General features: G+C 72.2%; 25 protein-coding genes. 11 read left to right on the forward strand and 14 right to left on the reverse strand.

The genetic code is table 11. The features are described 5' to 3' along the window. Positions 1-22: 22 nt before the first annotated feature. From ACWC0C_RS41440 to ACWC0C_RS41480, 9 genes are all read right to left on the reverse strand, one after another. Positions 23-751 carry an SDR family NAD(P)-dependent oxidoreductase gene (locus tag ACWC0C_RS41440; RefSeq protein WP_450869813.1) on the reverse strand — a complete coding sequence of 243 codons (729 nt, stop codon included), beginning with the start codon at positions 749-751 and terminating at the stop codon, positions 23-25. 37 nt (positions 752-788) lie between these two features. After that, a complete protein-coding gene (locus tag ACWC0C_RS41445) occupies positions 789-1,250 on the reverse strand; it encodes an anthrone oxygenase family protein (protein ID WP_450869815.1) in 462 nt (153 codons plus the stop codon). Positions 1,251-1,272: 22 nt separating this feature from the next. After that, a complete protein-coding gene (locus tag ACWC0C_RS41450) occupies positions 1,273-1,752 on the reverse strand; it encodes an SRPBCC family protein (protein ID WP_450869817.1) in 480 nt (159 codons plus the stop codon). A 2-nt stretch (positions 1,753-1,754) separates the two neighbouring features. Further along, entirely contained in the window at positions 1,755-1,997 is a 243-nt protein-coding gene (locus ACWC0C_RS41455) for an acyl carrier protein (RefSeq protein ID WP_450869819.1), read from the reverse strand. 17 nt (positions 1,998-2,014) lie between these two features. Continuing rightward, on the reverse strand, positions 2,015-3,310 hold the full coding sequence (locus tag ACWC0C_RS41460) for a beta-ketoacyl synthase N-terminal-like domain-containing protein (RefSeq protein ID WP_450869821.1): 1,296 nt from the start codon (positions 3,308-3,310) through the stop codon (positions 2,015-2,017). Then, entirely contained in the window at positions 3,307-4,575 is a 1,269-nt protein-coding gene (locus tag ACWC0C_RS41465; RefSeq protein WP_450869823.1) for a beta-ketoacyl-[acyl-carrier-protein] synthase family protein, read from the reverse strand. Before ACWC0C_RS41465 ends, ACWC0C_RS41460 begins: the two co-directional genes overlap by 4 nt. Next, positions 4,572-5,039 carry a cupin domain-containing protein gene (locus ACWC0C_RS41470; RefSeq protein ID WP_450869825.1) on the reverse strand — a complete coding sequence of 156 codons (468 nt, stop codon included), beginning with the start codon at positions 5,037-5,039 and terminating at the stop codon, positions 4,572-4,574. The genes ACWC0C_RS41465 and ACWC0C_RS41470 overlap by 4 nt, the downstream gene beginning before the upstream one ends. Next, on the reverse strand, positions 5,036-5,359 hold the full coding sequence (locus tag ACWC0C_RS41475) for a TcmI family type II polyketide cyclase (RefSeq protein WP_450869827.1): 324 nt from the start codon (positions 5,357-5,359) through the stop codon (positions 5,036-5,038). Before ACWC0C_RS41475 ends, ACWC0C_RS41470 begins: the two co-directional genes overlap by 4 nt. A gap of 206 nt (positions 5,360-5,565) precedes the next feature. Then, a complete protein-coding gene (locus tag ACWC0C_RS41480) occupies positions 5,566-7,083 on the reverse strand; it encodes a peptide MFS transporter (RefSeq protein ID WP_450869829.1) in 1,518 nt (505 codons plus the stop codon). A 195-nt stretch (positions 7,084-7,278) separates the two neighbouring features. Here ACWC0C_RS41480 and ACWC0C_RS41485 point away from each other — a divergent pair, with 195 nt between their 5' ends. Both ACWC0C_RS41485 and ACWC0C_RS41490 read left to right on the forward strand, forming a co-directional pair. Beyond that, on the forward strand, positions 7,279-8,331 hold the full coding sequence (locus ACWC0C_RS41485; RefSeq protein WP_450869831.1) for a methyltransferase: 1,053 nt from the start codon (positions 7,279-7,281) through the stop codon (positions 8,329-8,331). A 13-nt stretch (positions 8,332-8,344) separates the two neighbouring features. Beyond that, a complete protein-coding gene (locus ACWC0C_RS41490) occupies positions 8,345-9,997 on the forward strand; it encodes an FAD-dependent monooxygenase (RefSeq protein ID WP_450869833.1) in 1,653 nt (550 codons plus the stop codon). A gap of 74 nt (positions 9,998-10,071) precedes the next feature. Here ACWC0C_RS41490 and ACWC0C_RS41495 read toward each other — a convergent pair whose 3' ends face one another. Both ACWC0C_RS41495 and ACWC0C_RS41500 read right to left on the reverse strand, forming a co-directional pair. Next, a complete protein-coding gene (locus ACWC0C_RS41495) occupies positions 10,072-11,724 on the reverse strand; it encodes an FAD-dependent oxidoreductase (RefSeq protein WP_450869835.1) in 1,653 nt (550 codons plus the stop codon). Positions 11,725-11,735: 11 nt separating this feature from the next. Then, a complete protein-coding gene (locus ACWC0C_RS41500) occupies positions 11,736-12,773 on the reverse strand; it encodes a tyrosine-protein phosphatase (protein ID WP_450869837.1) in 1,038 nt (345 codons plus the stop codon). A 213-nt stretch (positions 12,774-12,986) separates the two neighbouring features. On the opposite strand from ACWC0C_RS41500, the gene ACWC0C_RS41505 reads away from it, so the two are divergent. From ACWC0C_RS41505 to ACWC0C_RS41520, 4 genes are all read left to right on the forward strand, one after another. Next, positions 12,987-13,865, forward strand: a complete 879-nt coding sequence (locus ACWC0C_RS41505) for an LLM class flavin-dependent oxidoreductase (RefSeq protein WP_450869839.1) — start codon at positions 12,987-12,989, stop codon at positions 13,863-13,865. Then, entirely contained in the window at positions 13,862-14,542 is a 681-nt protein-coding gene (locus tag ACWC0C_RS41510; RefSeq protein ID WP_450869841.1) for an SDR family NAD(P)-dependent oxidoreductase, read from the forward strand. The genes ACWC0C_RS41505 and ACWC0C_RS41510 overlap by 4 nt, the downstream gene beginning before the upstream one ends. A 91-nt stretch (positions 14,543-14,633) precedes the next feature. Further along, positions 14,634-15,851 (forward strand): cytochrome P450, encoded by a 1,218-nt coding sequence (locus ACWC0C_RS41515; protein ID WP_450869843.1) that lies wholly within the window; start codon positions 14,634-14,636, stop codon positions 15,849-15,851. Next, positions 15,848-16,831 (forward strand): Gfo/Idh/MocA family protein, encoded by a 984-nt coding sequence (locus ACWC0C_RS41520; RefSeq protein WP_450869845.1) that lies wholly within the window; start codon positions 15,848-15,850, stop codon positions 16,829-16,831. Before ACWC0C_RS41515 ends, ACWC0C_RS41520 begins: the two co-directional genes overlap by 4 nt. Before the next feature lie 56 nt (positions 16,832-16,887). Here ACWC0C_RS41520 and ACWC0C_RS41525 read toward each other — a convergent pair whose 3' ends face one another. Together ACWC0C_RS41525 and ACWC0C_RS41530 are read right to left on the reverse strand one after the other, a co-directional pair. Further along, the gene (locus ACWC0C_RS41525; protein ID WP_450869847.1) at positions 16,888-17,625 is read right to left on the reverse strand and encodes a class I SAM-dependent methyltransferase; all 738 of its coding nucleotides are present in this window, start codon (positions 17,623-17,625) and stop codon (positions 16,888-16,890) included. A 253-nt stretch (positions 17,626-17,878) separates the two neighbouring features. Continuing rightward, positions 17,879-18,316, reverse strand: a complete 438-nt coding sequence (locus ACWC0C_RS41530; RefSeq protein ID WP_450869849.1) for an enediyne antibiotic chromoprotein — start codon at positions 18,314-18,316, stop codon at positions 17,879-17,881. Between the two features lie 278 nt (positions 18,317-18,594). Between ACWC0C_RS41530 and ACWC0C_RS41535 the strand changes: the two genes are divergently transcribed. Both ACWC0C_RS41535 and ACWC0C_RS41540 read left to right on the forward strand, forming a co-directional pair. Then, entirely contained in the window at positions 18,595-21,762 is a 3,168-nt protein-coding gene (locus tag ACWC0C_RS41535) for an AMP-binding protein (RefSeq protein ID WP_450869851.1), read from the forward strand. A gap of 28 nt (positions 21,763-21,790) precedes the next feature. Next, positions 21,791-22,999 (forward strand): hypothetical protein, encoded by a 1,209-nt coding sequence (locus ACWC0C_RS41540; RefSeq protein WP_450869853.1) that lies wholly within the window; start codon positions 21,791-21,793, stop codon positions 22,997-22,999. A 10-nt stretch (positions 23,000-23,009) separates the two neighbouring features. Here the strand turns inward: ACWC0C_RS41540 and ACWC0C_RS41545 are convergent, their stop codons facing one another. Beyond that, positions 23,010-23,780, reverse strand: coding sequence for an NAD-dependent epimerase/dehydratase family protein (locus tag ACWC0C_RS41545; protein ID WP_450869855.1), 771 nt, complete (start codon positions 23,778-23,780; stop codon positions 23,010-23,012). Positions 23,781-24,002: 222 nt separating this feature from the next. On the opposite strand from ACWC0C_RS41545, the gene ACWC0C_RS41550 reads away from it, so the two are divergent. From ACWC0C_RS41550 to ACWC0C_RS41560, 3 genes are read left to right on the forward strand one after another with little or no spacing between them, the layout of a single operon-like run. After that, the gene (locus ACWC0C_RS41550) at positions 24,003-24,818 is read left to right on the forward strand and encodes an ABC transporter ATP-binding protein (protein WP_450869857.1); all 816 of its coding nucleotides are present in this window, start codon (positions 24,003-24,005) and stop codon (positions 24,816-24,818) included. Then, on the forward strand, positions 24,815-25,651 hold the full coding sequence (locus ACWC0C_RS41555; RefSeq protein ID WP_450869859.1) for an ABC transporter permease: 837 nt from the start codon (positions 24,815-24,817) through the stop codon (positions 25,649-25,651). Before ACWC0C_RS41550 ends, ACWC0C_RS41555 begins: the two co-directional genes overlap by 4 nt. Next, positions 25,609-26,850, forward strand: coding sequence for a sensor histidine kinase (locus tag ACWC0C_RS41560; protein ID WP_450869861.1), 1,242 nt, complete (start codon positions 25,609-25,611; stop codon positions 26,848-26,850). The genes ACWC0C_RS41555 and ACWC0C_RS41560 overlap by 43 nt, the downstream gene beginning before the upstream one ends. The last annotated feature ends 46 nt before the right edge of the window (positions 26,851-26,896 follow it).

The raw sequence follows: 26,896 nt of genomic DNA on the forward strand, positions 1-26,896 counted from the left end.
CTGGCCTGCCGGGATCCGCCGGTCAGATGCCGCCGTCGACGTTGAGGGTCTCGCCTGTCACATAGGTGGACAGGCCGCTGGCGAGGAACAGCACTGGGCCGGCGACCTCCGCGCCGCGGCCGATTCGGCCAAGGGCAGTGAGCTGCTGGTAGCGACCCCGGATCTCGTCGGTCAGCGGCTTGTCGGCCGTCTCGATTACCCCGGGCGCCACCACGTTGACCCGGACACCGCGTGTGCCGAGTTCCTTCGCCAGCGAGCGTGCCAGGCCCACGAGCCCGGCCTTGGCCGCGGTGTAGTGGGCGCGCAGCGGGATGCCGGCCTGCGCGGAACGGGAACCGACGAACACGACGGACGCGCCCGGCTGAAGCAGCGGCAGCGCGCGGGATGTCAGCAGGTAGGCGGCGGTGAGGTTGGTGTCGATGACCCGGTGCCACTCCTCGTGCGCCAGTTCCGCGAAGGGCACATGGCTGATGGCTCCGGCGTTACTCACCAGCGCGTCGAGTCCGCCGAGCCGGGTGCGGCACTCGTCGAGAAGGGTGTCGACCTGCTCGGGCACGGTCACGTCCGCCAGGGTGACGTGGTGTTCGCCGCCCCGTTCGGCCAGCTCCTTGGCCAGGTCCTGGGCCGCCCGGTCGTCCGAGCGGCCGCACACGACCAGACGCGCTCCCGCGTCGGCGAACTCCAGAGCCAGGTCGCGCCCGATGCCACGGGTGCCTCCCGTGATCAGGACACGCTTTCCGTCGAGCCACATGCCACTTCACTCTCTCTCGGGGTTGGTCGGAACGGGGTCACAGAAGGCTCGCCACGGCCAGGGCGTCGAGCAGCAGTGCGCCGGTCATCGCGGCGGTACGGGCCAGATGCCAGCGCCGCCATCTGGCGCGGGGGTCGCTGCGGGCCCAGTCGCCGGGTTCGCGCCAGGGGTCGAGGGCCAGGACGAACCGGTTGATCGGGACCGCCTTCGCGATTGACAGCGCGACCACCGAGGCCACCAGGACGGCGGCACACACCAGCAGGGTCCGCGCGGCGACCGAGGGGGCCCACACCGCGGCCGCGGCACCGGACAGCATCGCCACCGTGTTGATCACCGGCATGGCGGGGTCGTAGCGCGGTTGCAGGAACTGAACGGTCGTCACGTACTCGCGATAGGTCTGGACCCGCATCAGCGGCGCGATGCCCACGGCCGTGCAGAACATGTCGCCCGCGGCCACCCCGGTGCACACGAGGAGCACAGTGATCAGGATCGGGAACACCTCAGCCCTTTCGTATCGGCGCTCACCCGGGGTCACCGACGAGGCCACGGGCGTGCTGAGCGGCCTCCTCCAGCAGGTGTTTGATTCGTGCCTGCTGCCGACGGGTGTTGTGGTTGATGAGGTCGGCCATCGCGGCGTCCCCGACCGGAGCGGACGGCTTCATCTCGAAGTCCTGCACCCAGCGCATTCGTACGCCGTCACCGTCGGGCAGGTATTCCCAGAAGATGCTCATGTACTTGAAGGGGCCGGTCTCCACCCGGTGGGAGCGGGTGGTCCGGGTCGCCGCGTCCAGCGTGCGCCGGGAGACCCAGCTCCACTGCCGCCCGTCGGCGTCCGGATGCAGCGTGAGCCGGAAGACGACCGTGTCCCCGTCCTGCCGCTCCACGGTGGCCTCCGCGTACTCGTCGAACAGCTCGGGCCAGGAGGCGATGTCGTTCGTGCGCTCCCAGACCAGGTCCATGGGCGCCTCGATGTAGACACTGTTGTCCGTGTGCATGGCCATGGTCAGGCCCCCCGGTTCCGACCGGACACGTGCTCCAGCAACAGGCGCGGTGTGGTCAGTTCGGAGTTCTCCTCCTCCGGGAGGTCCACGCCCGTGCGGTGCTGGACCTCCGTGGTGATCTCCAGCACGGCGAGGGAGTCGTAGCCCAGCTCGGTCCAGCTGCGGTCGAGGATGTCGCCGTCCAGGTCGACGCTGTCCTCGACGCCGCTCTGGCGCATGATCCCCTTCAGTTCGTCAAGCAGCATGACTTGTCCGTCCTCTCTCATGTGCGGTGCGGTGGGAGCCTGTCGCGGGTGAGTACGAGCGCCGAGTTGAAGCCGCCCGCCCCACGCGCGAGCACCAGCGCGGTACGCAGCTCGGCGGCGCGCGGACGGCCCACGACCAGGTCGATCGGATGCTCGGGGCTCGGCGCGGTGGGCAGGGCGGTCGGCGGGACGACGCCGTCGCGTAGGGCCAGCAGGGCCAGGGCCGCGTCCAGCGCACCGGCGCCCGCGTTGAGCCGCCCGAGCAGCGTCTTCGGCGCCGTCACCGGTACTGCGTGCGGCCCGAACAGCTCGGCGAGGACCCGCGATTCGGCCGTGTCCCGCACCCGGTCGCCGGCCGCGTCGGCGAACACCACGTCGACCCCGGCGGGTTCGACTCGGGCGTCCCGCAACGCGCCCAGGGCGGCGGCCGCGAGCCCGCTGCCCTTCGGCTCTCCGGGGCCGTCGAAGGTCGCGGCGTGTCCGGCCAGCCGGCCGTACACCCGCGGGGCACGGCGTGCGCGGGCGGCCGCCGCGTCCTCGGTGACGAGGAACGCGCCACCCTCCCCTGGCACGTATCCGCACGCGTCCTCGTGGAACGGGAGGTAGGCGCGTGCGGGATCCGTACGGTGGCTGACGGACCCGTCGGCGTCCAGGCAGGTGAGCGCGTACGGCGACAGCGGGGCCTCGGTTCCGCCGGTGACGACCAGAGCGGTGCCGGTGCGCAGCGCGCGGCGGGCCGCCGCCAGGGCGTCGAGTCCGCCCGCCTGGTCGGCGACCAGGACGGAGCACGGTCCCTGCAGGGCGTGCCGGATGGACAGCTGGCCGGTGGTGGCCGCGTAGAACCAGGCGATGGACTGGTAGACGGACACCCGCCCCGGTCCCTCGGTCCACAGTCGGGCCAGTTCGCGCTGCCCGAACTCGGTGCCGCCGGATCCGCTGGCCGTGATCACGGCCATGTCGTACGGGTCGTACGGCCCCTGCCCGGGATCGTCCAGGCCCGCGTCGTGCAGAGCGGCCTCGGCGGCGACGAGCGCCATCTGCGTCCAGCGGTCGGTCTGCGCCCGGATCCGGCTCGGCACGGCGGCGGTGAACGTCTCGTCGGGGACCGTGCCGACCAGCCGGGCGGGCCCGGTGGGGGTGAAGCGGGTGAGGGGGCCGATGGCGCTGCGCCCGGCGAGGACGCTCGCCCACACCTCCTCGGTGTCCGTGCCGCCAGGGGCGAGGATCCCGATGCCGGTCACCACCGCCTCGCCGGAGCGGCCGGCCGGAGTGACCCTGGTGCGGGCGGCGGTGTCGGGCGCAGTCGTGCTCATGCGGCCCTCCCCGGCCTGGCGAGCACCATGGCGCTCTGGAAGCCGCCGAACCCGCTGCCGACCGTGAGCACGGTGTCCAGCCGGGCCTCCCGGGCCGTCACCGGTACGTAGTCCAGGTCGCACTCCGGGTCGGCGGTGCGCAGGTTGGCGGTGGGCGGCACCACCTGGTGCGCCAGCGCCAGCACGCAGGCAGCGATCTCCAAGGAGCCGATGGCGCCCAGCGAGTGCCCGATCATCGACTTGACGGAGCTGACCGGAACGTCGTACGCATGGCTTCCCAGCGCCCTCTTCAGCGCCGCGGTCTCGTGGCGGTCGTTCTGCCGGGTGCCCGAGCCGTGGGCGTTGACGTAGTCGACGGCGGTGGCGTCGGTCCGGGCCCGGTCCAGCGCCGTGCGGGCCGCCTCGGCCAGCTCCCGGCCGTCGGGCCGCAGACCGGTCATGTGGTAGGCGTTGCACCGGGTGGCAAAGCCGGACACCTCGGCGTAGACGCGGGCGTGGCGGCGCAGCGCGCGGCCGTGCTCCTCCACGACGAACACGGCCGCCCCCTCGCCCAGGACGAATCCCCTGCGGTGCCGGTCGAAGGGCCGGGAGGCGTGCGCGGGGTCGTCGTTGTCGGGAGTCGTCGCCTTGATGCTGTCGAAGCAGGCAACGGTGATGGGGGTGATCGGTGCGTCGGTCGCGCCGGCCAGCATCACGTCGGCGGATCCTTCCTCGATCAGCGCGACGGCGTGGCCGACGGCGTCGAGGCCAGATGTGCAGCCGGTCGAGACCGTGGTCACCGGACCCTGCGCACCGCTGCGCCGGGCGACCTCGGCGGCGAAGCTGCTGGGCACCAGATGGTCGCGCAGCTGGGGCAGTTCGGAGGCGACACCGGTCACCCAGTCGCGGCCCCGCCTCGACAGGGCGACATAGCCGGCCTCCAGCCCGGTCGACGCGCCCACCGCGGTGCCCAGGCTGACACCGAAGCGGTGTGGGTCGGTGACGGCGCCGTCGAGGCCGCTGTCCGCGCGGGCGCGTTCGGCGCACACCACCGCGAACTGGGCCGCCCGGTCCAGGGTGCGGATCTCGTCTGCGGTCAGGCCCTCGGCCTCGGCGTCGAAGTCGCACTCCGCGGCGATCCGGGAGCGGAATCCGCTCGCGTCGAACAGCGAGATGGGACGGGTGGCCGTGCGCCCCTCGGAGAGCAGGGACCAGAACTCCTTGGTTCCGGCTCCGCCGGGTGCGACGACGCCTAGCCCCGTGATGACCGCCCGACGCCGGTTCACCGGGTGACTCCTACCTCGGGCTGCGGCTCGTCCGGGGTGGGCAGCGCCTCGGTGTCGACGTGGCCGAGTTCCGGGCGAGGCGCCAGCGGACACAGGTGGAAGACCGCTTCCGCCGGCTCGGCACCGTGGTTCTCGATGCGGTGGCGCATCGCACGCGGCACGAGGACACCCTCGCCGGCCCGGACCGGAACAGGCCGGCCGTCCAGGCGCGCGGTCACCTCGCCCCGGGTGACATACAGGAACTCCTCCGAGTAGGGGTGGTAGTGCTCGCTGACGAACTCGCCCGGGCGCAGGGTGAGCAGGCCCATGAACCCCGTTGTGGCGCCGGCCGTGTTCGGGCCGAGCACGATCCGTAGTTCGCCGCCGCGACGGCGGTTGGGTTCGGCGTCGGTGAAGGCCACCGCACGCGGGGCGGGCGGCAGGGCCGACGGCCCTTCGGGCCGCGGTGCGGCGCCGGCCGTCACCGCGCCCGCCAGGTGTAGAAGCGGGTGGCCATGGCATCGGCCGGGCCGCGCCAGGTGTCCGGGTCGTACGGCTTCACGTACGGCTCCAGCCGGCGGCTGATGTCCTCGAAGTGCGGGTTCGCCGCGGCCTCGGTGATGCGCTCCGCCACCGGCTCCTCCGCCTCGATGAGGTGGAAGTACAGACCGCGGTAGTGGAAGAGTGAGCGGCCGGTGACGCCGACGAGGCCCGGCAGCGGCCCCGCATCCGACGCGGCGAACGCGTCGGCGACGGCATGTGCGTGTTGTTCGTCCATTCGTGCCACGATGAGCCTGCGTTCCACCGTGCTTTTCCTCCGCTGCTCGATTTTCTGACCCAGATCTTTCCGGCACTTCTTAGAGAACCGATCTAGAAGCCTTCCAGCCCTCTGGTCTGGGAGTTTGCTCGGGCTGGGACGGTGTTGGAAAAGGCCTTCGCTGATTTTTTCTTCGTTTTCTTCCGAGGGCATTGCCAGCCCTTCGGGAAATCGAAGGGGTACGGGGAAAGCCGTCAGAATGCGGATGTGGTGACCGGTCCCGTGGCCTGCGGTGTCGTCGGCACGGGCATGGCGAGCCGGTGCGTCAGGGCCCGGCGGCCCACCAGCAGCACGCCCGCGGCGGCGGCACCGGTGGCGGCGAGCAGCAGGAAGTAGACGGGCTGCGGCACCACGTCCGTCAGGTGCACGAGCTGGCTCCCGATGGCCGCGCCGAACGCGGAGCACATCCAGTACAGGCCCATGGCACGGCCCGCGAAGGCGGCCGGCGCGATGTCCGCGGAGGCGCTGAGTCCGACCGGGGCGAGGACCACCTCCCCGCAGGCCAGCAGGAAGAAGGCGGCCAGCAGCCACAGGGGTGATACCAGGTGGCCGCCAGCCGCACGCGCGGCCGCGCCGCTCATCGTGGCCATGGCCGCGGCGGCCAGCCCAAGCCCGGCCGCCAGCTTCACCGGCAGCGAGGTACGCCGTCCCGAGGTCGTCCACAGCCGGGCCGCCAGCGGGGCGATCACCAGCATGAACAGCGGTGTCGCCGACTGGAACCAGCCGGCGGGCACCTGGGTGCCGGCCAGGTGCCGGTCGGTGGACCATTTGGCGAACAGGCTGAGGACGGAACCAGCCTGGATCACGAACATCCAGAACAAGGCAGTGGCCCCGAGCACCCATCCGAACGCGGTGACGCGACCCCGCTCGCCGACGTCGAGCGCCGCGTTGCGGCGCAGCGCCAGGAAACACAGGACGGGCGCGACCATGGTGACCAGGCCCATCGCCGCCACCGCGTGCATCAGCCGGAATGCCCCGCTCACCGCGTCCGCGCCGGCCGCCGCGCCGACACAGACGACCGCGGTCGCCAAGATCCGCAGTACGCGCCGCAGGTGATCCGGCGCGGCCGGATGCCCGGGGGCCGCGCCCACCGTGCCGAAGGACCGGATGCCCCACGCGAACTGGAGCACCCCGAAGGCCATGCCGACGCCCGCCGCGGCGAAGCCCCAGTGCCAGGAGAACGTCTCGCCCAGGAAACCGGTCACCAGCGGGGCGGCCAGCGCGCTGATCTGGATGCTGACGTAGAAGACCGACACCGCGGCCTCGCGTTCGGCGCTTCGGTCTGGGGGGTAGAACCGGCCCAGCAGGGCCAGCATGTTGGGTTTCAGCAGCCCCGTGCCGCAGGCGATCAGTGCCAGGCCCGCGTAGGCGCAGGCCGTCGTCGGTAGGGTCATCGTGGCGTGTCCCAGGGCGATGACGACGCCGCCGGCGAGCACGGCCCGCCGCTCGCCCAGGATCCGGTCTCCCACCCAGCCGCCCGGCATCGCCGCGACGAACATCACGCCCACGTAGGCCCCGTACAGCGCCAGCGCCTGTGTCCTGCGCAGCCCGAGGCCCCCGTCGTGTGCCGGTGCCGTGGCGAACAGGACCAGGATGGCCTGCATTCCGAAGAAGCTGAACCGCTCCCACATGTCCGTGAGGAACAGGGTGACGAACCACCTCGGCCGGCCCAGTGCGCGCCGCGCACGGGCGGCCTGGTGCTCCCCGGCCATGGGACCTCCCTCCGCGCTCCGTGTCCGCCCTGGCGGGCGGGCCGGACCAGCGTCCGCCAGGCTTTTCCAAGAGAGTTGGGGGTCCGCTGGGGCCGCTCTGCGGGCACGCCGACGGTTCCTGGATCCGAGCTCGAACGCCGGGTGTCAGTGTGTCCCGTGTTGTCGACGCGACCGCCGGAAAGGGGCCACGACCACGTGACGCACACCTCACCGACCCTTGAACCCACGAGCCTTGAGGACATCAACCGGCTCGGCATCGCCTTCGCTCAGGCGAAGGTCGTCCTCAGCGCCATCGAGCTGGACCTGTTCACGGTGCTGGCCGCAGGTCCGGCCACGGTGGGACAGCTGCGCGAGCGTCTGGGGCTGCATCCGCGGGCAGCGCGGGACTTCCTGACCGCCCTGGTCTGCTGCGGCCTGCTGCGCCGCGACGGCGACCGGTATGCCAGCACGCCGGCTGCCGACCGCTATCTCGACAAGGCCAAGCCCGAGTACGGCGGTGCCTTCCTGGAGCGCGCCAACCACATGATGTACCCGGCCTGGTCCGGGCTGACGGGCCTGCTGCGCACGGGCGAGCCGCAGCTGGCGGGGCGCGAGGACCAGGCGGCCGCGTTCGAGCGCATGATGGCCGAACCCAGCCGTCTCAGGAACTTCCTGCGCATGATGGACGCGATCAGCGGCCCGCTCGCCGCAGACATCTGCACGGCATTCGACTGGGGCGCCCACCGCACCGTCCTCGACGTGGGCGGCGCGCGGGGCAACCTGCTCGCCGGCATCCTCACCGCCCATCCGCACCTGACCGGCGGGGTGTTCGACCTGCCGCCGATCGGCCCGATGTTCGACGAACACATCACAGGCTTCGGGCTGACGGACCGGGCGGTGTTCAGCGGCGGCGACTTCTTCGCCGACGAGCTGCCCCCCGCCGACGTCGTCATCACGGGCCATGTCCTGCACGACTGGACTCCCGAGGAACGCGCCCACCTGGTGAAGAAGATGGCGGACGCGGTACGGCCCGGCGGTGCGCTGCTGATCTACGACCAGCTGCTGGAGGACGAGCCGAGCGACCCGTGGAACACGCTCATCAGCCTCAACATGCAGCTGATCTCCAACGGCGGGTCGGAGTACACACTCGCCGAGTGCACTCGATGGCTCGCCGACGCGGGCCTTGAGTCGGTCGAGACGGCGTCGATCGGGGCGCACGACACCCTGGTCGTCGCGCGCAAGCCCGGTGACGCCGGCACCGGCGCGTGAGGAAGAGAGCGAAATGACGCACAACGACTCCGCAGCGGCGCCCCGCTCCTCGGCCGAGGACGACGAGACACCTGACGAGACCCTGCATGTCCCGGTGCTGGTGGTCGGGGGCGGCCCGGTCGGCCTGTCCACCGCCCTGTTCCTGACCCGGCATGGCATCAGGCCGCTGCTGATCGAGCGCCGCGACGCGACCTCCCGGCTGCCCCGGGCGCCGGGCATCCAGGCCCGCACCCTGGAGCTGTTCCGCTCCGTGGGGCTGGAGGAGGACATCCGCGCTCTGGAGATGGGCGACACCCTGCCCTACTTCGAGGGCGGCATCTTGCGCACCACCACCCTCGCGGAGATCGGCGACGCCGAGGTGGTGGAGGCCCCCCGGCTGGACGGGGCCGGGATCTCTCCCGTCACCGTCATGGGCTGCGGGCAGGACCGCTACGAGCCGGTGCTTCTGGAGCACGCGCAGAAGGCGGGCGCCGAGGTTCTGTTCCGTACCGAGCTGGTGGACCTGTGGCAGGACGACACCGGTGTCTTCGCCGTGCTGCGATCCCATGACGACGACGGCAGCGAACGGCTGGTGCGCGCCGACTACCTGGTCGCGGCGGACGGCGCGAGCAGTTCCGTGCGCCGCAGCCTCGGCATCACCCAGCACGGCCGGGGCACCGTATTCCACGCGCTGAGCATCTACTTCCGGGCTCCGCGGCTCGAAGAGATCATGGGCGGGCGGAAGTTCATCCTGTGCTACGCCACCCAGGGGCCGACCACGATGACCCTGTCCCGGTTGCACGGCTGCGACCCCTGGGCGGGGGCCGCCCTCTACGACCCGGAGAGGGAATCCTCGGCGGACTTCACCGAGGAACGATGCGTCCAGGTCGTGCGGGACGCCAGCGGAGTCCCCGACCTGGAGGTCGAGATCGTCGCCACCGTGCCCTGGGAGGGCGCGCAACGGGTGGCGTCGGCCTTCCGCGCGGGGCGTGTCTTCCTGGCCGGGGACGCCGCGCACGTCCACCCGCCGGCCGGCGGCTTCGGAGCCAACACCGGTATCCACGACGGGCACAACCTGGCGTGGAAGCTGGCCGCCGTGCTGCACGGCTGGGCGGGCGACGGGCTGCTGGACAGCTACGACGCCGAACGCCGCCCGCTGGGCGCCGCCATGGCCGAGCAGGCGCTGCTGCGCAACCGCATCCGGCACGAATTGGCCGAGGACGGCGACCAGGAGCGCATGGTCGACGACATCGTGGTGACCCTCGGCTACCGCTACACCTCCTCGGCGGTGGCCGGGCCGGGGCACGCCGCTCCCCTGCTGCCCGGGCTGGACCTCACGGGCGCACCCGGCACCCGGGCACCGCACATGTGGCTGCGCGACGAGGACCAGCGGCTGTCCACGCTCGACCTGTTCGGCGACGCCTTCACGCTGCTGACCGAGGACGAGCGCTGGCTGGAGGCCGCGGCCGGGGCGGCGGCGCGGAGACCGGTTCCGCTGCGCGCCCACCGGATCGGTGCCGGCGGCCTGGTCGCGGACGGCGCCGACTGGGGCGCCCGTTACGGCGTGTCCGCCACGGGCGCGGTGCTCGTACGGCCGGACGGGTTCGTGGCCTGGCGCTCGCCGGCGGGAGACGAGCCGGACCGTGAGCGGACGCTGTACGACGTGCTGACAGGCCTGGTCGCCTGACGGGCATGGCCTGACCGGACGTGGAGAACAGGGGGCGGGGGCGCGATGCCCCGCCCCCTTGGGGTGTGTGCCGGTCAGGGTGCGACGCCGCAGCCCACCCGGTCCAGCGTGTCCGCCAGTTCGCGGTCGGGACACGGCCGTGCGCCCGTGCAGCGCCAGGCCACGAAGCCGTCCGGCCGTACGAGCACCGCGCCCTCGGGGGATATGCCGTGCACGGCGGCCGACTCCTCGTCGAGCACCCGCACCACCAGGTTCCGGCCGTGCAGCGCGCGTGATGCCGTGGCCCATGAGCCGTTCCCGTCCGCGACCACCAGCACGAACTCCCGGCCGTACCAGTCGAGCGAGGATCCCTCCGCTGTGCCGGGCACGGCCACGTGCGGGGCGCGTGTCCCAGGGCGGCCGGTGAGCAGTTGCGGTGGCACCGCCTCCTCGTCCCAGCCTGCCTCGCCGGTCTCGTCGAGGACCGCGCAGGAGCGGTAGCGGTAACCGAAGACGACCGCGTCGTAGGGGACGGGCCGGTGACCGGACGGCGGTTCGGGCAGCGCACCGCGCTGGCGCATCAGCAGCAGCGCCTGTCCCAGAGTGAAGTCGGCCACGGGCCGCCGTTCGGCCTCGTACGTCGAGATGAGGTCGTCGCCGGCCCGGCCGGCCAGGACCGCCGCCAGTTTCCAGGCGAGGTTGTGCGCGTCCTGGATGCCGGTACCGGCGCCGAAGGCCCCGGTGGGCGGCATCGCGTGCGCGGCGTCGCCGGCCAGCAGGACCCGGCCCGAGCCGAACGACTCGGCGACGCCCGCGCCGATGCGGTAGCTCAGGACCTTCGTCCCGTCGGCGAGTTGCGGGATGAGCCGCACCGAGAGGCCGGCCACACCGACGGCGGCTCGGACCGCCGCGACACACCGCTCGTCGTCGAAGTCCTCGATGCGCTCGCCGCGACCGGGGAACATCGGGGTGTTGAACACCCAGCGGTCCGGCGTCCCGTGCGGGAAGAGCACAGTGCCGGGTGCCGGGCTGCCCAGATGACAGGAGGCCATGAAGCGGCCCCGGGCGGGGTCGTGTCGGCCGCGCAGCGGACCGCTCAGGTCGGCGTCGAAGACCATGCTGACGACATGGCCGAGGGTTCCCGGGCCGCGCAGTTCGGTGCCCAGCAGGTTGCGCACCCGGCTGGCGTGACCGTCCGCCCCGATCACGTAGGCGGTCCGCAGCACGCACTCCGCGCCGCGGCCGGTGCGCAGCCGGACGGTCACGCCGTCCGGGTCCTGCGTGAAGGAGAGCATCTCGTGACCGAAGCGGATGTCGGCGCCCAGTTCCTCGGCGCGGGCCCGCAGCAGCCCCTCCAGCCGGTCCTGGTCGATCAGGCTCCAGGAGGCGGGGCTGACGCGGAGCCCTTCCCGGGCGCCCGCGGGCGGTCGCTGCTCCGTGCGGCCCGTCTCGGGTCCGGCCAGGGTCTCGGCGCGCAGCATATACGCCGACGGGAACTGGCTCTCATAGCCCTGTTGCCGGGTGACCGCCTCCTCGATGCCCACTTGGCGCAGCAGTTCGGCCGTGCGCGGGTTGATGCTGCGCGCCCGGGGGTGCGCCAGGGCGCTCGCGTGGCGTTCGACGACCGTCACCGCGTGGCCCTGCCAGGCCAGGAACACGGCGGCGGACAGACCGGTCAGGCCCGCGCCCACGACGAGTACGTCGGCGTCCCGGTCGGCGTGGTCCGGGCGCGCCGTGCGCGGCACCACAGCCCGCCCCCTCACGACCGGACGAGCAGCGTCGCCCGCAGCCGTGCCACCGTGCCGGGCGAGATGCCCAGTCCCGAGGACAGGTAGGCGGAGAAGGAGCCGTAGTCCCGCTGGATCTCGTCGTACGCGGCGTTCAGGTAGGCCTCGCTGGTGCCGGTGGAGAGCAGGTAGTCCTGACGTACCACGGCGTCGGGCACGCCCAGCGCCTTGAGCAGGACGACCGTCATCCAGCCCGTGCGGTGGTTGCCGCCGGTGCAGTGGAACATCAGGGGGCGCTGGTCCGGGTCGGCGGCGCGCAGCAGCCCGTCGGTGAACTGGCGGCGCAGGTTCGGATTGGAGACGAACAGACGGTAGTTGTCGGCGATCGGGTCGTCGGACGGCGGGGTGGTCGGCGGCACCGCCTGGTCGGGGTCGCCCACTGGGTCCGCGATGTGTACGGTCCCGTCCGGCAGTGGGTCGAGTCCCTCGCGGGCCGCTTCCGCCGTGCTGCGGAAGTCGACGACCTCCGTCAGGCCCAGTGCGGCCAGCTGCTGCCGTCCCAGGTCGGAAGACGGGGTGAGCCGGCCGGAGCGGAACACCGTGCCCCAGTGGATCCGCAGGCCGTGCGCGGCCGGGTAGCCGCCCAGATCGCGGGAGTTGGCGACCCCGTCGAGCGTCACCGTGCGCGCGGCGGTGACCGTGGCGGCGCCGCCGTCGGGCACCACGGCGAAGTACCAGCGGCGCAGCGGGTCGAGTCCCTGCACGGTCGTGTCGGTGCCGGAGGTGACCGTGACCAGGTTGCGGTGGCCCGGCCGCAGCGCCGGGTCGGTGGACACGTAGATCCGCGTGCTCACGTCCGGTACCGACGCCGTCCAGGTCAGCCGGTAGTCGCCGTTGGTGACGCGGACGGCCAGGACGTCGGCGACGCGCACCTTGACGTTCACGGCGGCCGCGGGCCGGGGCTGGGCCTGGGCCGGGACGGTCCCCAGGGCCATGCCACTGAGCAGTGCGGCGCCCACCGCCCCGGTGGCGACGGCGCGCCGGAACAACGGCGCAGTACGGTTTCTCATCGCGAGACTGCTTCCTCTGTGAAGACGTCACCGGATCACGGGGCGCACAGCGCCCGCCCCAGCATCGTGCGCCGTCATGGAGGACCGTTCCACCCTCGTTGGGGTCGCCCGGCCGCTCCGGCGTGCGGGGGCCCGAACGGCATCAGACACGCTCTTGAGAGCCGGCAGCGACAGTGGCGGACACGTTGTCGTCGAAGACCGGGAGCTTTTCGTATGCAGATCGGTGTCGGCTTGCCGTCGATGGTCTCCGGTACAAGCCCGCGGCAACTCCTTGAGTGGGCCGTGCGGGCAGAGGAAGGCGGCTTCGCCTCACTGGGTGTTCTCGACCGCATCACGTACGGGAACTACGACCCCCTGGTCACCCTGGCCGCAGCGGCCGCGGTCACCGGCCGGATCCGGCTGACGACCACCGTCCTGCTCGGCGCCGCGCGCGGCGCGCCCGTGGTGCTGGCCAAGCAGGTGGCCTCCCTGCACCGCGTCGCCGCCGGGCGGCTGACGCTCGGGCTGGCCGTCGGGGGCCGCGAGGACGACTACACGGCCACCGGGGCCGCCTTCCGCAACCGGGGACGGGACCTCGACGCGCTCATCGGCTCCCTGCGCACCCTGTGGCAGGGCGGCACGGAGGACAGCGCGGGACGTGTGGGACCGCCGCTGCCCGACGGCGCGCCGCCGCTACTCATCGGGGGGCACTCGGACGCGGCGATGCGCCGTGCGGCCCGGTACGCCCAGGGCTGGATCTCGGGAAGCGGCTCCGCCGAACCGTTCGCCTCCCGCCTCGATCGCCTGCACCAGGCGTGGCGGGAGGCCGGCCGCACGGTCCGCCCGCGCGTCGTCGCGCTCGGCTACTTCGCGCTCGGTGACGGCGCCGCCGACTCCGCACGGCGTTATCTCGGCGACTGCTACCGGAACACCGGCCCGTACCTGCACCGGGTGGTGTCCGAGGCGCTCACCACGCCCGAGGCCGTGTCGAAGGCCGCCGCCGCCTACGACCAGGACGGCTGCGACGAACTGGTCCTCATGCCCTGTGCCGCGGACCCGGCGCAGCTCACCGCGCTGGCCGAGGCGGTGCGGGACCGGCTGGTGGCCTCATGACCCGCCGCACCGCGCTGGTCACCGGCGCCAACCGCGGGCTCGGGCTGGCGGTCAGTGCCCGTCTGCTCGCGGAAGGCCATGACGTGGTTGTCGCGGCGCGCCGCGCCGACGCCGCCCGGGAGACCGCTCGCCGGCTCGGTCCCGGAGCCCGCCCGGTCGTCCTCGACGTGACCGACGACGACTCTGTGCGCGCCGCGCACGAGCTGGTCGGCCCGGTCGACATCCTAATCAACAACGCGGGTGTCCTGCTCGACGACGGCCGCCCGCCCCACCAGGTGCCGCCCGCCCTGGTCGCCGACACCTTCGCCGTCAACACGCTCGGCGCGCTGCGCGTGTCGCAGCACTTCCTGCCCGGCATGCTCGAACACGGGTGGGGCCGGGTCGTCATGGTGTCCAGCGGTACCGGCGCCTTTAGTCACGGGCTGCACCCGGGCACGCCGGCCTACGCGGTCTCCAAGGCCGCGCTGAACGCGGTGACCGTGCTGCTGGCCACCGCGTCCCGGGACAGTGGCGTCCTCGTCAACGCGGTCAATCCCGGACGCGTCCGTACCCGCATGATGCCCTCCGCGACCATCGAGCCCGAGGAGGCCGCGGCCGACATCGTGTGGGCCGCCACTCTCCCGGACTCGGGCCCTACCGGCACCTTCCTGCGGGCTTGCCGTCCTGTCGCCTGGTGACACACGCCACCGGTCCCTGGCCTTCGGCCGTCGCACGCCCACACGCCACCCACCCGGCCTCCGAGCCGGACGACACCCCTTGGGAGCAACCATGTCCACGATGGACACCGTCCCCGAATTCCCCTTCCCGTTCACCACACCCGGAGCCACGCTGGGGGCCTACGCGCGCCTGCGCGCCGACGAGCCGGTGGCCCGGGTACGACTGCCCGGCGGCCACACCGGCTGGCTGCTCACCCGGTACGAGGACGTGCGTACGGCCCTGACCGACGGCCGGTTCAGCAAGCAGGCCGCGACCGCCCCGGACGCGCCCCGGATCCTGCCCATCCACCGTGGCTCGAACTCCCTGGTCACCATGGACCCGCCCGACCACACCCGGCTGCGCCGCCTGGTGTCGGGCGAGTTCACCGGGCGACGCATCGAGGCCCTGCGGCCGAGCGTCGAGCGGATCGCCGAGGAACTCGTGGACAGCATGCTCCTGGCTGAGGACCGGCGTGCCGACGCGCTGGACGCGCTGGCGCTGCCCCTGCCTATCCGGGTGATCTGCGAGCTGCTCGGCATCCCGGCGGAGGAACAGGACGAGTTCCGGCGGTGGAGCGACCACATCCTGACCCTGTCCCCGGCAGGGCCCGGCGCAGCCGAGGCCGCCGCGGCAGCCCAGTCCGCCGCCCGCAGCCTCATGGGCTACCTGGGCAAGCTCCTCGCCGCCAAACGCGCCGCTCCCGGCGACGACCTGCTCAGCCGCCTGGTCCGCGCCGAGGACGAGGACTCCCTCAGTGGCGAGGAACTGGTCACGTTCGCGATGACGCTCCTGGTGGCCGGCTATCACACCACCACCGCCGCGATCTCTCACCTGCTGCTGCACCTCCTGGGCGACACGAGCCGCTACACCGCCCTGCTCGACGTCCCGGCGACGATCCCCGGCGCGGTCGAGGAGGCCCTGCGCTACAGCCAGGTCGCCTCCGGCTTCGGGTCGCTGCGCATCGCCGTCGAGGACGTCGAACTGGGCGGCCGGACCATACGCGCCGGCGAGGCCGTCGTCCCGCTGATGAACTCGGCCAACCGGGACGCCGCCGTCTTCGCCGACCCCGACCGGATGCGGCTGGATCGTTCCCCCAACCCGCACCTCGCGTTCGGCGCGGGCATCCACTTCTGCCTCGGCGCCCCGCTCGCCCGCCTGGAACTGCGGCTCCTGCTCGAGGTGTTGGCCGACCGCCGGGTGGCCCTGCGCCTCGGGCAGCCGGTCGGGGACCTCACCTGGCAGCTGGCCACAGCCTTTCCGCGTCCCGACCGGCTGGAGGTGCGGTGGTGACCGACGGTCGGCTGCGCATCGGCGTCCTCGGCTGCGCGGACATCGCGGTGCGCCGTGCCGCGCCGGCGGTGCGAGCCGCCGGGCTGACGCTGGCCGCCGCGGCCAGCCGTGACGCCGGCAAGGCCCGTGCCTTCACCGACCGGTTCGGCGGCACCCTCTTGCACGGCTACGAGGCGCTGCTGGCGCGCGAGGACATCGACGCCGTCTACATTCCGCTGCCCGTCGCCCTGCACGAGGAGTGGGCGACGGCGGCGCTGGAGGCCGGCAAGCACGTCCTGCTGGAGAAGGCGGCCACGACGACGGGCCGGGGTGCGCGCCGGCTGACGGCGCTCGCGGCCAGCCGTGACCTGCTGGTCATGGAAAACTTCACCTTTCTCCATCACGGCCAGCACGCGGAGGTGCGCAGGCTCGTCGAGGACGGCGCGATCGGCCGTCCCCGGCTGTTCACCGGCGAGTTCGGTTTTCCGCTCGCCGACCGCTCCACCATCCGCCACCATCCCGAACTCGGCGGCGGCTGCCTGCTGGACGTCGGCTGCTACCCGCTGCGAGCGGCCCAGCTTTTCCTCGGCGACGCGCCGGCCGTGCTGGGCGCGACCCTCGGCATCGACGCGGAGGCGGGGGTGGACGTCGCCGGCACGGTGCTGCTGAGCGGCGCCGACGGCCTCGCGGCCCAGTGCGCGTTCGGCTTCGTCCACGGCTACCGCAACACGTACGCGCTGTGGGGCGAAGCCGGCCGTATCTCCCTCGCCTGGGCCTTCACCCCGCCGGCCACCACCGGGCCGGTGCTGCGCATCGAACGGCAGGACCATGTCGAGGAGCGGGTGTTGCGGGCGGACGACCAGTGGGCGAACGCGCTGCGGCGCTTCGCCGAGCTGACCGGGCGCCCGGCGGAGCACCACGTGGAACACGAACGTCTCGTACGGCAGGCGGACGTGCTGGAGGCCGTCGCCGGCCGGGCCCACCGCACGGTCTCGCCCTGAGCGTGCGTCCTCCCGCCGGATCCCGGGCAGGTCTGCTCCGGCGGGCGGACGGGGCGTCAGAGCTTGACGACGAACGACATGAAGTGACGGTGCACGTCGAGCTCCAGGACCTCCGAGAAGAGGTCCCGCAGGATCGAGGCTCCCTCCCAGCTGTTGATCAGCTGCGTGCGGTAGGCGCCGGTGCGCAGCCGGCCGCGGGAGACGCGGATCGCCGCCGCGGTGCCGAAGAAGCCGGCGGTGCGCACCAGGTGGTTGACCGTGCCGTAGCGGCGGCGCTCGAAGTCGTGGAAGTGGTCGCCCGTCCAGAGGTTGCCCACCAGCACTCCGCCCGGTTCGGTGAAGGTCTTCATGCGTTCCAGCACCTTGCGCACGTCTCCGAGGTGGTGGATGGCGTCCACGCACATCACCAGGTCCGCCGTCCCGACTTTGTTGTCTGCCCAGAAGTCGCCGTAGACCAGGCGCAGGCCCTCGTGTGTGACCCGCCCCCGGACGATCTCCAGACCCTGGGCCGAGATGTCGAGCGCCGTGATGGCGCGGGCCGAGGTGTGCTCGGCCGCCAGGGCGGTGAATTCGCCTGTGCCACAGGCGAATTCGAGGACTTTCTGGGTCTCGGTGCCGTACTGCTTGAGGTAGCCGGCGATGGTGTCCTTCTGGCGCAGGAAGTCATCGCGCAGCAGCGGATGCTGCTCGGCGGCCTCCCGGTCCCAGAACCTCGCGGCCCAGTAGCGGCGGCCGTCCGGAGGTACGTCCTTGAGCAGGGACTTGCCGGACCTGGCGAGCAACTCGGCGAGCATATGCGTCCTCATTCTGTGAATAGGGATGGGCCGGTGACACGCGGGGGTCCGGGGGATGCGGCCGCACCGCCAACTGTCATCGCGCTCATCCTGGGCAGCGCTGATCGAAAATCCTTTGGGATCCGTTGAAAGGGCCGTGGGGCGAACAGGACGCGGACCTCGCCGCCCCGCGGGGGCCGGGGCGGCGAGGTGATCGGGGCGGGCCTGCCGGTCATGAGGGGGCCGGTCCGCGCCGTTCTGGGGAGGACCTGGCTCAGCCGAAGCTGATCACCACACCGGTACCCTGCGAGCCGGGGTGCGTGGCGTCGGTGGAGCCGATGTAGCAGTGCCCGGTACCGCAGTCCACGGACGTGGTGCCGGTGCCACCGGTCAGGTCGGTGCCCGTGAAGGCCTTGTGCACGGTGAACTTGGTGCTGATGGAGCCCTGGGCGTCGGCGGTGACGGCCACCAGGCTCTGCTTGTCGCAGGCGGTGCCCTGCGGCTTGTCCGCGTCGCACTGCAGGAGCACGATCGTCGAGCCGGGCGTGTAGCCGCTGCCCGTGACCGAAACGGACTGGCCGTCGGACAGTGCAGAGGCCGGGCTGACCGCAAGCAGCGGAGCCGCGGAGGCTTGGCCGCCCAGACCGAGTACCGCGGCTATGCCCACGCCGGCCAGGACAAGCCCCTTGCGTGCCGAGCGCTGGTACTTCATGGAGGACTCCTGTCCCGTTGGGGGGTCGGTTCGGGGACGAGTCTGTCCCGGGGGCGACCCACGCCATGAGGTCCCAAAGATCGAATTCTGGGGTCCATCGACCGGAGGACCCGGCCGTCAGTCGACCGGATCGTGCGGGGATGCCCGGGGTGTCTGCGAGACGGCGTTTCGAACGGATCTCGAAGCCCGCCGACCACGATCGGTTTCTACCCGCACCGGGCGCCCCGTCGCCCCGGCGGCTCCCACCGCTTTGAGCGCGCCTCGCCGAAAGGAACCCGATGCCGACAGGGAACCGCTCCCTCGCCGTGCTGCATGGCCCCAGCGCCGCCCATCCGGACGGCGAACGCATCGATGTGGTCGTGGCGCGCCGCGCGGCCGAACGGCCCGACGCCCCCGCGCTGCGCACCCGGGACCGGGTGGTCGGCTACGGCGAACTCCTCGCTGCGGCCCGCGCTGTCGCCGCCGGTCTGCGCGCACGGGGTGTCCGCTCCGGTGACGTGGTGGCGGTGTGTGCGCCGCGCACACCCGAGACGGTCGCGGGACTCCTCGGCATCCTGCTGGCCGACGCCGCGTACGTCTGCGTCCCCGAGGACTGGCCGGAACTCCGGCGAGCGGCACTGCTGCGCCGTACCGGCGCTGTTCTGCTGCTTCACGCGGACTCCGGCAGCGACGGTGAGCCGGAGGCCGAAGAGGCGGCGCACCCGGTTCCCACGGCGCGAATCGCGGACCTTCTCGTCCCGTCCCGGCCCGCTCCCGGTGCGGCAGGCGCCGACGGACCACAGGCCGGTTCCGGTACGTTCGCAGGGGCGTGCGTCTTCCTGACCTCCGGTACCACCGGAGAACCCAAGGCGGTGCTCGCCCCGCATCTCGGCGTCCTGCGCACGGCGCTGGACCCGACGCACGTCCTGCCGGGCCGCATGGTCTGCCTGCAGTCGGCCTCCCCCGCCTGGGACGTCTTCGCGCTGGAGCTGTGGGTGCCCCTGCTACGGGGCGGCACCTGCGTACTGCACGACGGCGGCCCGCTGACGGCCGCCACCCTGCGTGCCCACCTGCGCGACGGGGTCAACGCCCTGGTCATTTCCGCCGCGCCGCTCAACGCGCTCGTCGAGGACGATCTGGGCGCCCTGACGGGGCTGCGGCTGCTGTACACCGGTGGTTCCCGGGCCTCCGCCCGGCACCTGGAGCGCTGCCGGACGGCTCATCCCGCGCTGCGGGTGGTCAACTGCTACGGGCCGGTGGAGAACACCATCAGCAGCACCTCCTGGATCGCCGACGGCGCGGTGCCCGACGAGGTGCCGATCGGGACGCCCTCGGTGAACACCTCCGTGTACCTGCTCGACGACGACCACCGCGTCGTGCCACAGGGTGTGCCGGGACAGATTGCGGTCGCCGGCGACGGACTCAGCATGGGCTACCTCGGTGACCCCGCCGAGACCGAGCGGCGCTTCCCGGTCCTCCCGCTGCCCGGCGGACCCCGGCGGGTCTACCTCACCGGTGACATCGCCCGCATGGACGACGACGGGCGCCTGATCTTCCTCGGCCGCCGCGACCGGCAGATAAAGGTGCGGGGGATGCGGATCGAGGCCGAGGAGATCGAGCGCCTGATCGAGGCCGTGCCCGGCGTGGGACAGGCGCACGCGCTCGCCCTGCCGCTGACCTCCCCGGTCAACACCCACCTCGCCGCCTTCTATACGGGCGAGTCGGCGGCCGTGCCCGCCGACGTGGTGCGCTGTGCGTTGGCCGAGCAGTTGCCCGCGTCCTTCCTGCCCGACCTGCTCTTCCCGCTGGACGAACTGCCCCTCACGACGAACGCGAAGGTCGACCAGCGGGCCTTGGCCGAGCTCGCCGCCCGGCTGGCCGGGCCCGGGGAACCCTCCCCCGGGCAGGACGAGGAGCCCGGCGCGCGGGGACCGGACGTCCTGCGCCTCGTCCTCGACTCCCTCGTCGCACTGCTCGACCGCCCGGTCGCGCCGGACGAGGACATCTTCCACCGCGGCGCGACCTCGCTGACGGCGCTCCGGCTGGCCACCAGGGTCGGCGCCCGCCTGGGCCGGGACGTCGACGCGTCCGCCGCCCTTACGGCGCGTACGCCCCGTGCCATCGCCGCGCTGCTCGCCGCCGCGCCGGCCCTGCCGCCCGCACCGGACCAGACGGCGGACCGGAAAGGCACCGTCCGTGCCCCTGTGGCGCAGGGCGTGTTCTGGGCCGCGGCGCGCGACGGACGGCACCTCGACGAGGACGTCGTGCCCATGGTCTACCGGCTGCCGCACCAGGCGGACCCAGCTCTGCTCGACGCCGCCCTTGTGGCGGTCGTACGACGGCACGAGGCTTTGCGCTCCCGGTTCACCGACGGCCCGCGTGTGCCGGACGTGCATGTGCTGGACAGCGACCGGGTGGGTCCGCTGCTGGAGACGCAGCCGACCGCCGCGAGTCCTCAGGAGGCCGTCGAGCAGGCCCGTGCCTGGGCGCACCGGCCGTTCGACCTCACCGCCGGCCCGCCCCTCAGAGCGGCCCTGATCCCCGTCGCCGGCCGGCGTCCCCTGCTGGCCGTCGGGGTCCACCACATCGTCTTCGACGGCTGGTCCGCCGGGCTCTTCCTGCGGGACCTGGAGACAGCCCACGACGCGCTCGCCGCCGGTCGGCCGCCCTTCACGGACACCGCGCCCTCCTACTACCGGGCCGCCGACGACCAGCGCGAGCGCTATCACGCGCGGTTCCCGCAGGCGGCGTGGCGCTGGGCGAGCCGCCTGGGCGACGTGACGGAGCTGCGCTTCCCGCTCGGCGGCCGGCGGCCGTGGAGCGGTCCGGCGGCGGAACTGCCCCTGGACATCCCGGGGGAGCTGCGCGAGCGCGCCGACCGGGCCGCCGCCGCGGTCGGCGGCACCGGCCTCGCCGTGTTCCACGCCGTATGTGTCCGTCTGCTGCGTTCCTACACCGGCGCGGCGGAGCCGGTGGTGGCGGTGCCGGCCACCGGCCGCTTCACGGAGCAGGCCGCCACCGCGATCGGTTGCTTCGCCGGTCTGCTGCCGGTGCGCGCCCCGCACCACGCGGTCGAGGCCGGCGACCTGGTCCGTGCCGCGGCCGGACAGCTGCGTGAGGCGATGCGCCCGCCCCTGGTCCCGATGGAGGCGATCCTGCCCGAGCTGCCCGAGGGCTGTCATCGCCACCCCCTGCTGCAAGCGCAACTGCTGCAGGTGGAGTTGCCGCCCGCGGTGCTGTCCCTGGGCGGCGGACAGGCCGAGTACGTGCACCTGGCGCCGCGCCGCACGCTCCCGGAGCTGACCGTCGAGCTGTGGCTGCCTCCCCGGCACGGCGGGGTGCTGCGGTACCGCGAGGACGCCGTACCCGCGGCACACGCCGCCGATCTCGCCGACCGCCTGCCGGCCGCGGTGCGGGACATCTGCGCAGAACTCGAACAGACCCGGGAAGACATCGGCCGGGTCTGAAAGCACCATCCATCTCTGAGGAGGAAAGGTGACGGTTTCACCCCCCACTGGCACGCCCCCGGACATCGAGGCCGACGAAGCCTCGCAGGCCACCGGGACGGCGGAGATCCAACAGCTCGTCAGCGCGGCCGGGGACACGCCCCGGGCGCTGCGGGACGCCGTCGACATCGTGGGACCGGCGCGCGCCGCGCAGTTGGCGGTGGCTGAGCTGCTGACCCGCCTGGAACCGCCGGTCAACCCGCGCGAGGTCAGCGTCGGCCTGCGCATCGAGCACGACGGCTACGACTCGGCCACCGACCGCACGCTGACGCTCACCGTCGGCCGGCCCGTGCACCTCGCGGAGGGCCTGAATCCGAAGTGCGACGTGCGCATCGTCTACCGTCTCAAGGACCTGGTGCGCGAGCTGTGGGGCGTCGACCTCGCACGCACCGCGGGCACCCGGCGCATCGAGCTGGCCACCGCGCACGAGACGCGTTTCCCGCCGCGCGAGGCGCAGCCCTCGATCGCCGCGGCAACGTCCACGGTGCTCGCCGCGCTGTCCCCGCGTACCCCCGATCTCGGCGCGCTGGCGCTGCGCCACGGCTCGGACAAGTGGGGGCAGACCCACTGGTTCACCCCGCACTACGAACGGCACTTCGCTCCGCTGCGCAACAGCCCGGTGCGACTGCTGGAGATCGGTGTTGGCGGCTACGGCGACTCCGCGTCCGGCGGCGGTTCGCTGAAGATGTGGCGCCGCTACTTCCACCGGGGCACCGTCTTTGGTCTCGACCTGTTCGACAAGTCCGCCCTCGAGGGCCCGCGCCTTGAGATCCTGCGCGGAGACCAGAACGACCCGGACGCCCTGGACGCGCTGGCCCGTGAGCACGGCCCCTTCGACATCGTCATCGACGACGGCAGCCACATCAACGAGCACGTCCGCACATCGTTCACCGCGCTCTTCCCGCATGTGCGTCCGGGCGGCTTCTACGTCATCGAGGATCTGTGGACCTCGTACCTGCCGGGCTATGGCGGCGACGACAAGGATCTGGACGCATATCACACCATGATCGGGCTGGTGAAGTCCCTCATCGACGATCTGCACTACGAGGAACGCGACCGCGCGCCGGGCAGCACCCCGACGCAGACCGAGGCATATCTGACGGGCTTGCATGTTTATCACAACATCGCGTTCATGGAGAAGGGCGTCAACGCCGAAGGCGGCATCCCGAGGTGGATGCCGCGCGCGCCCCACTGGTGAGGCGGTGGGGTCAGGCGACCACTGTCGCTTCGGGTACGAGATAGCGGTCGATGACGCCCTCGAAGTACCGCGGTCCCAGCCCGAAGCGTTCCTCGACGCCGGGCAGCAGCCGGGAGAGCTTGGCGATGGACACCGCGGTACCCGCTCCCCAGCTGTCCGACGCCACCCGCTCCCAATCGGCTCGTACCCCCAGCCGCCGTTCGATCCGCGTGACGATCTGTTCGACGGGCACCGAGACGCCGGACGCCAGATTGATCACCTCCCCGGTGACCCGCGCCTCCAGCAGGCCGTCCACGGCCGCTCGCGCGTGGGCGACGTCCAGCAGATCGCGATGGGCGCCTTCGAACACCCGCACCCGTCCCGAGCGGATCTGGGTCGTCAGGGACGGCAGCAACTGGTGCGGCCGCTGCCGAAGACCCACCAGATTGGTCATGCGTACGATCAGGAAGTCGATCCCGGAGCGGGCCACGACCGTCTCCATCGCCAGCTTGTGCCGACCGTACGGCAGGGTCGGGTACACCGGACCGTCCTCCTGGGTGCCCCAACCGGCCTCGGATGGGCCGTACATGGCGGGCGAGGCGGTGGACAGGTACACCAGCCGCAGCCCCTTCGCACCGCACCTCGCAATGACGTCGTACAGCTGGGCCGCGTCCCGGGCGAAGGCCTCGTGCCCGGTCGCGGTGGTGGACGCGACCCCGGTGGCGCACAGCACCGCGTCCGGGTGGCGGTGCGCGATGGGACGAAAGTTCTGGGCGACGAAGCCCCGGCCGATGATCTCCATCCATCCGCTCCTCATGTCAGGCCGACGTGCTGAGCTGCATGCTGGCCGACCGTGTTCGAAGCCTTGTCCAAACTGTTTGGGACGCCCGGCGCCGACCGCCCGCCAGTGCGCTGTCCATCGATCGATGGACCCCGGGCCTCATACGACAGCATCCTGTGGCCGGCGACGACGATCCCTAGGGTCCTCAACGTGGCAACCGACCAAGTGATTCACGCACGTAACGTGCGCAAGGCCTACGGTGAGCGCCTGGTCCTCGACGTGGCGGAGCTCAGCGTGCGCCAGGGCGAGGTCTTCGCCCTACTGGGCCCGAACGGTGCGGGCAAGACGACGCTCACCGAGATCCTGGAAGGGCTGCGTGACCGCGACGGCGGCGAGGCCCGCGTGCTCGGCGCGGACCCCGGTTCCGCGGCACCGGCCTGGCGTACGCGCATCGGTGTGGTCCTGCAGGACGCGCAGGACTACGCGCAGCTGACCGTCCAGGAGATCCTGCGGCACTTCGCCTCCTTCTACGACCGCGCGCACGACCCGGACGAACTGATGGCGGCCGTCGGGCTCAGCGAGCACCGCGGCCGGCAGGCCCGGCGGCTCTCCGGCGGCCAGCGCCGCCGCCTCGATGTGGCGATCGGCATCGTGGGCCGCCCGGAGCTGCTGTTCCTCGACGAGCCGACCACCGGGTTCGATCCCGAGGTGCGCCGCCAGTTCTGGGACCTCATCGGCGATCTGCAGCGCGAGGGCACCACCATCCTGCTCACCACCCACTACCTCGACGAGGCCGAGCACCTCGCCGACCGCGTCGCCGTCCTGGCGGCCGGGCGGATCGTGGACACGGACACCCCGCGGCGTCTGGGCGGCCGGCACCTGGCCAAATCGGTGGTCGGCTGGAGCGACGACGACGGGGCCCACCGCCTGGAGACCATGGACCCCACCGCGGTCGTCCTCGACCTCGCTGGCCGCTACGGCGGCACAGTCCGCGAACTCACCGTGACCCGGCCCACGTTGGAAGACATCTACCTGAACATGATCGGAGAGGCCTCGTGAGCGCGCCGCCCCTCACCACGACCGCCCCGCCCCGGCCCGGGCTGCCTCTTTGGAAGATCGCGGCGGCCCGCAGCGCCCTGGAGATCAAGCAGTTCTTTCGCGAGAAGAGCCAGGTGGTCTTCACCTTCCTGATGCCCCTGCTCATGCTTGTGCTGCTCGCCTCGGTGTTCAAACACCGCGTAGGCGACACGGGGGTGGACGCGCAGCAGATCTACGTCACGGGCATGCTCGGCGTCGGCATCATGTCGACCAGTTTCCAGAGCATGATCCTGCAGGTCGTCGGCGAGCGGGCCAACGGCACCCTCAAACGGCTGCGCACCACGCCCATGCCGAAGAGTGCCTACTTCGCCGGGAAGATCGCCGTGGTGCTGGTCTCCAGCGCCGGCCAGAGCGCCGTCCTGCTGGGCCTGGGCACCGCGTTCTTCGGTCTGCACCTGCCCACCGACCCCGGCCGCTGGGGCACCTTCCTCTGGGTCTTCGTCCTGGGCATCGTCAGCTGCACCCTGCTCGGCCTCGCCTACAGCAGCTTCGTGGCCCCGCAGAGTGCGGGAGCCCTGGTGTTCTTGCCGGTCATCGTGCTGCAGTTCATCTCCGGCGTGTTCGTACCGTTCAACGAGCTGCCGCATCCGCTGCGCATCGTCGCCTCCTTCTTCCCCATGAAGTGGATCTGCCAGGGCATGCGTTCGGTGTTCCTGCCGGACGCCTTCCGCCCGTACGAGCCAGGCCACTCCTGGGGACACGCACCGACAGCGCTGGCGCTGACCGCCTTCGCCCTAGTGGGATTGGCCGTATGTCTGAAGACGTTTCGCTGGAAGGGCCGCGACGACGGCTGACCGGGACCGAGCCCGCCTTGCACGTGACCGAGGAGGACAGCAGCCAGGGCTGGCTGATGCGCATCCTCCTCGGGTGGCACGCCTCGTTCACCCTCATGGGACTCGTGCTGGAGGTGCTGCTGTGGGCCGACGGCGCCTCCCCGGCCGCGCATCTGGTGCTCTACGGCCTCGCTGCCGGCTACGTCACCTTCGGCGCGCCCGCGCTGTCGGGCGACCGGCCACCGAGGACCGGGCGTATCTTCCTGGCCTGCGCCTGCGTCGGCACGCTGGTGCTGATCGCGGTCGACGACCGTGCCTCCGTCGCACTGTACCTGGTCCTGCCCACCGCCTTTGCGCTGCTGACCCCGGTGCGCCTGGCCGTTGCCTGCTGCGTGGTCGTCACCCTCCTCAGCGACGCGCTGTACCTGGACCGGCACGGCTTCACCGCGCGGGCGGTCGGCGAAACCGCCCTGCAGAACGCGACCACCTGGCTGTTCGCGCTGCTCGTCGGGTTCTTCGTCACCCAACTGCTGACGGAGAACAGGCGGCGCGGCGATCTCATACGGCAGCTGGAGGAGAGCCGGATCCTGCTCACCTCCGCCTACCACGAGGCAGGTGTCATGGCCGAACGGCACCGTATGGCGCAGGAGATCCACGACACCATCTGCCAGGGGCTCACCAGCACCCTGATGCTGCTGCGGGCCGCCGACACCGCCGCGCGCACCGATCCCGACCGGGTCCTCGAACGCCTCGACCTGGCGCAGCGGACCGTGAGCGAGAACCTCGCCGAGGCCCGCGCCCTGGTGAGTGCGAGTGGCCCGCTCCAGTTACGCAGCGCTCCCCTGGCCACCGCCATCGAGAACATCACGGCCCGTCTCGGAGCCGAGCTGGGAATCACCGCCGAGGCCCGCATCAGCGGGACACCGCTGCCGCTGGACGCAGCCGTCCAGGTGGTGCTGCTGCGCTGCGCCCAGGAGGCCCTCGCCAACGTGCGCAAACACGCCCAGGCCAGCCGGGTGGAGGTGCGACTGAGCTACCATCCGACATCGGTCCTGCTGGAGATCACCGACGACGGCAGGGGATTCGGCGCGGAACAGGCCCAGGGCTTCGGTCTGCGGGGCATGCGGAGCCGCGCCGAGCAGGTCAACGGGGTGGTGCGGGTGAACAGCGGCCCGGAACAGGGCACCTGCGTCACCGTGGAGGTGCAATGGGCGGGCTGACCGGCCGCCCGCGCGGTCGCGGCGGCCACGGACAAGGGGGGCATGG

The sequence above is a fragment of the Streptomyces sp. NPDC001709 genome (assembly GCF_053596375.1).

What these genes read in the sequence shown, in the direction of transcription:
- ACWC0C_RS41515 (WP_450869843.1), top strand. Translation starts at nt 14,634, where the DNA reads ATGTCCACGATGGACACCGTCCCCGAATTCCCCTTCCCGTTCACCACA.
- ACWC0C_RS41490 (WP_450869833.1), top strand. Translation starts at nt 8,345, where the DNA reads ATGACGCACAACGACTCCGCAGCGGCGCCCCGCTCCTCGGCCGAGGAC.
- ACWC0C_RS41535 (WP_450869851.1), top strand. Translation starts at nt 18,595, where the DNA reads ATGCCGACAGGGAACCGCTCCCTCGCCGTGCTGCATGGCCCCAGCGCC.
- ACWC0C_RS41510 (WP_450869841.1), top strand. Translation starts at nt 13,862, where the DNA reads ATGACCCGCCGCACCGCGCTGGTCACCGGCGCCAACCGCGGGCTCGGG.
- ACWC0C_RS41450 (WP_450869817.1), bottom strand. Translation starts at nt 1,752, where the DNA reads ATGGCCATGCACACGGACAACAGTGTCTACATCGAGGCGCCCATGGAC.
- ACWC0C_RS41440 (WP_450869813.1), bottom strand. Translation starts at nt 751, where the DNA reads ATGTGGCTCGACGGAAAGCGTGTCCTGATCACGGGAGGCACCCGTGGC.
- ACWC0C_RS41455 (WP_450869819.1), bottom strand. Translation starts at nt 1,997, where the DNA reads ATGCTGCTTGACGAACTGAAGGGGATCATGCGCCAGAGCGGCGTCGAG.
- ACWC0C_RS41500 (WP_450869837.1), bottom strand. Translation starts at nt 12,773, where the DNA reads ATGAGAAACCGTACTGCGCCGTTGTTCCGGCGCGCCGTCGCCACCGGG.
- ACWC0C_RS41505 (WP_450869839.1), top strand. Translation starts at nt 12,987, where the DNA reads ATGCAGATCGGTGTCGGCTTGCCGTCGATGGTCTCCGGTACAAGCCCG.
- ACWC0C_RS41525 (WP_450869847.1), bottom strand. Translation starts at nt 17,625, where the DNA reads ATGCTCGCCGAGTTGCTCGCCAGGTCCGGCAAGTCCCTGCTCAAGGAC.
- ACWC0C_RS41480 (WP_450869829.1), bottom strand. Translation starts at nt 7,083, where the DNA reads ATGGCCGGGGAGCACCAGGCCGCCCGTGCGCGGCGCGCACTGGGCCGG.
- ACWC0C_RS41530 (WP_450869849.1), bottom strand. Translation starts at nt 18,316, where the DNA reads ATGAAGTACCAGCGCTCGGCACGCAAGGGGCTTGTCCTGGCCGGCGTG.
- ACWC0C_RS41545 (WP_450869855.1), bottom strand. Translation starts at nt 23,780, where the DNA reads ATGGAGATCATCGGCCGGGGCTTCGTCGCCCAGAACTTTCGTCCCATC.
- ACWC0C_RS41560 (WP_450869861.1), top strand. Translation starts at nt 25,609, where the DNA reads ATGTCTGAAGACGTTTCGCTGGAAGGGCCGCGACGACGGCTGACCGGG.
- ACWC0C_RS41460 (WP_450869821.1), bottom strand. Translation starts at nt 3,310, where the DNA reads ATGAGCACGACTGCGCCCGACACCGCCGCCCGCACCAGGGTCACTCCG.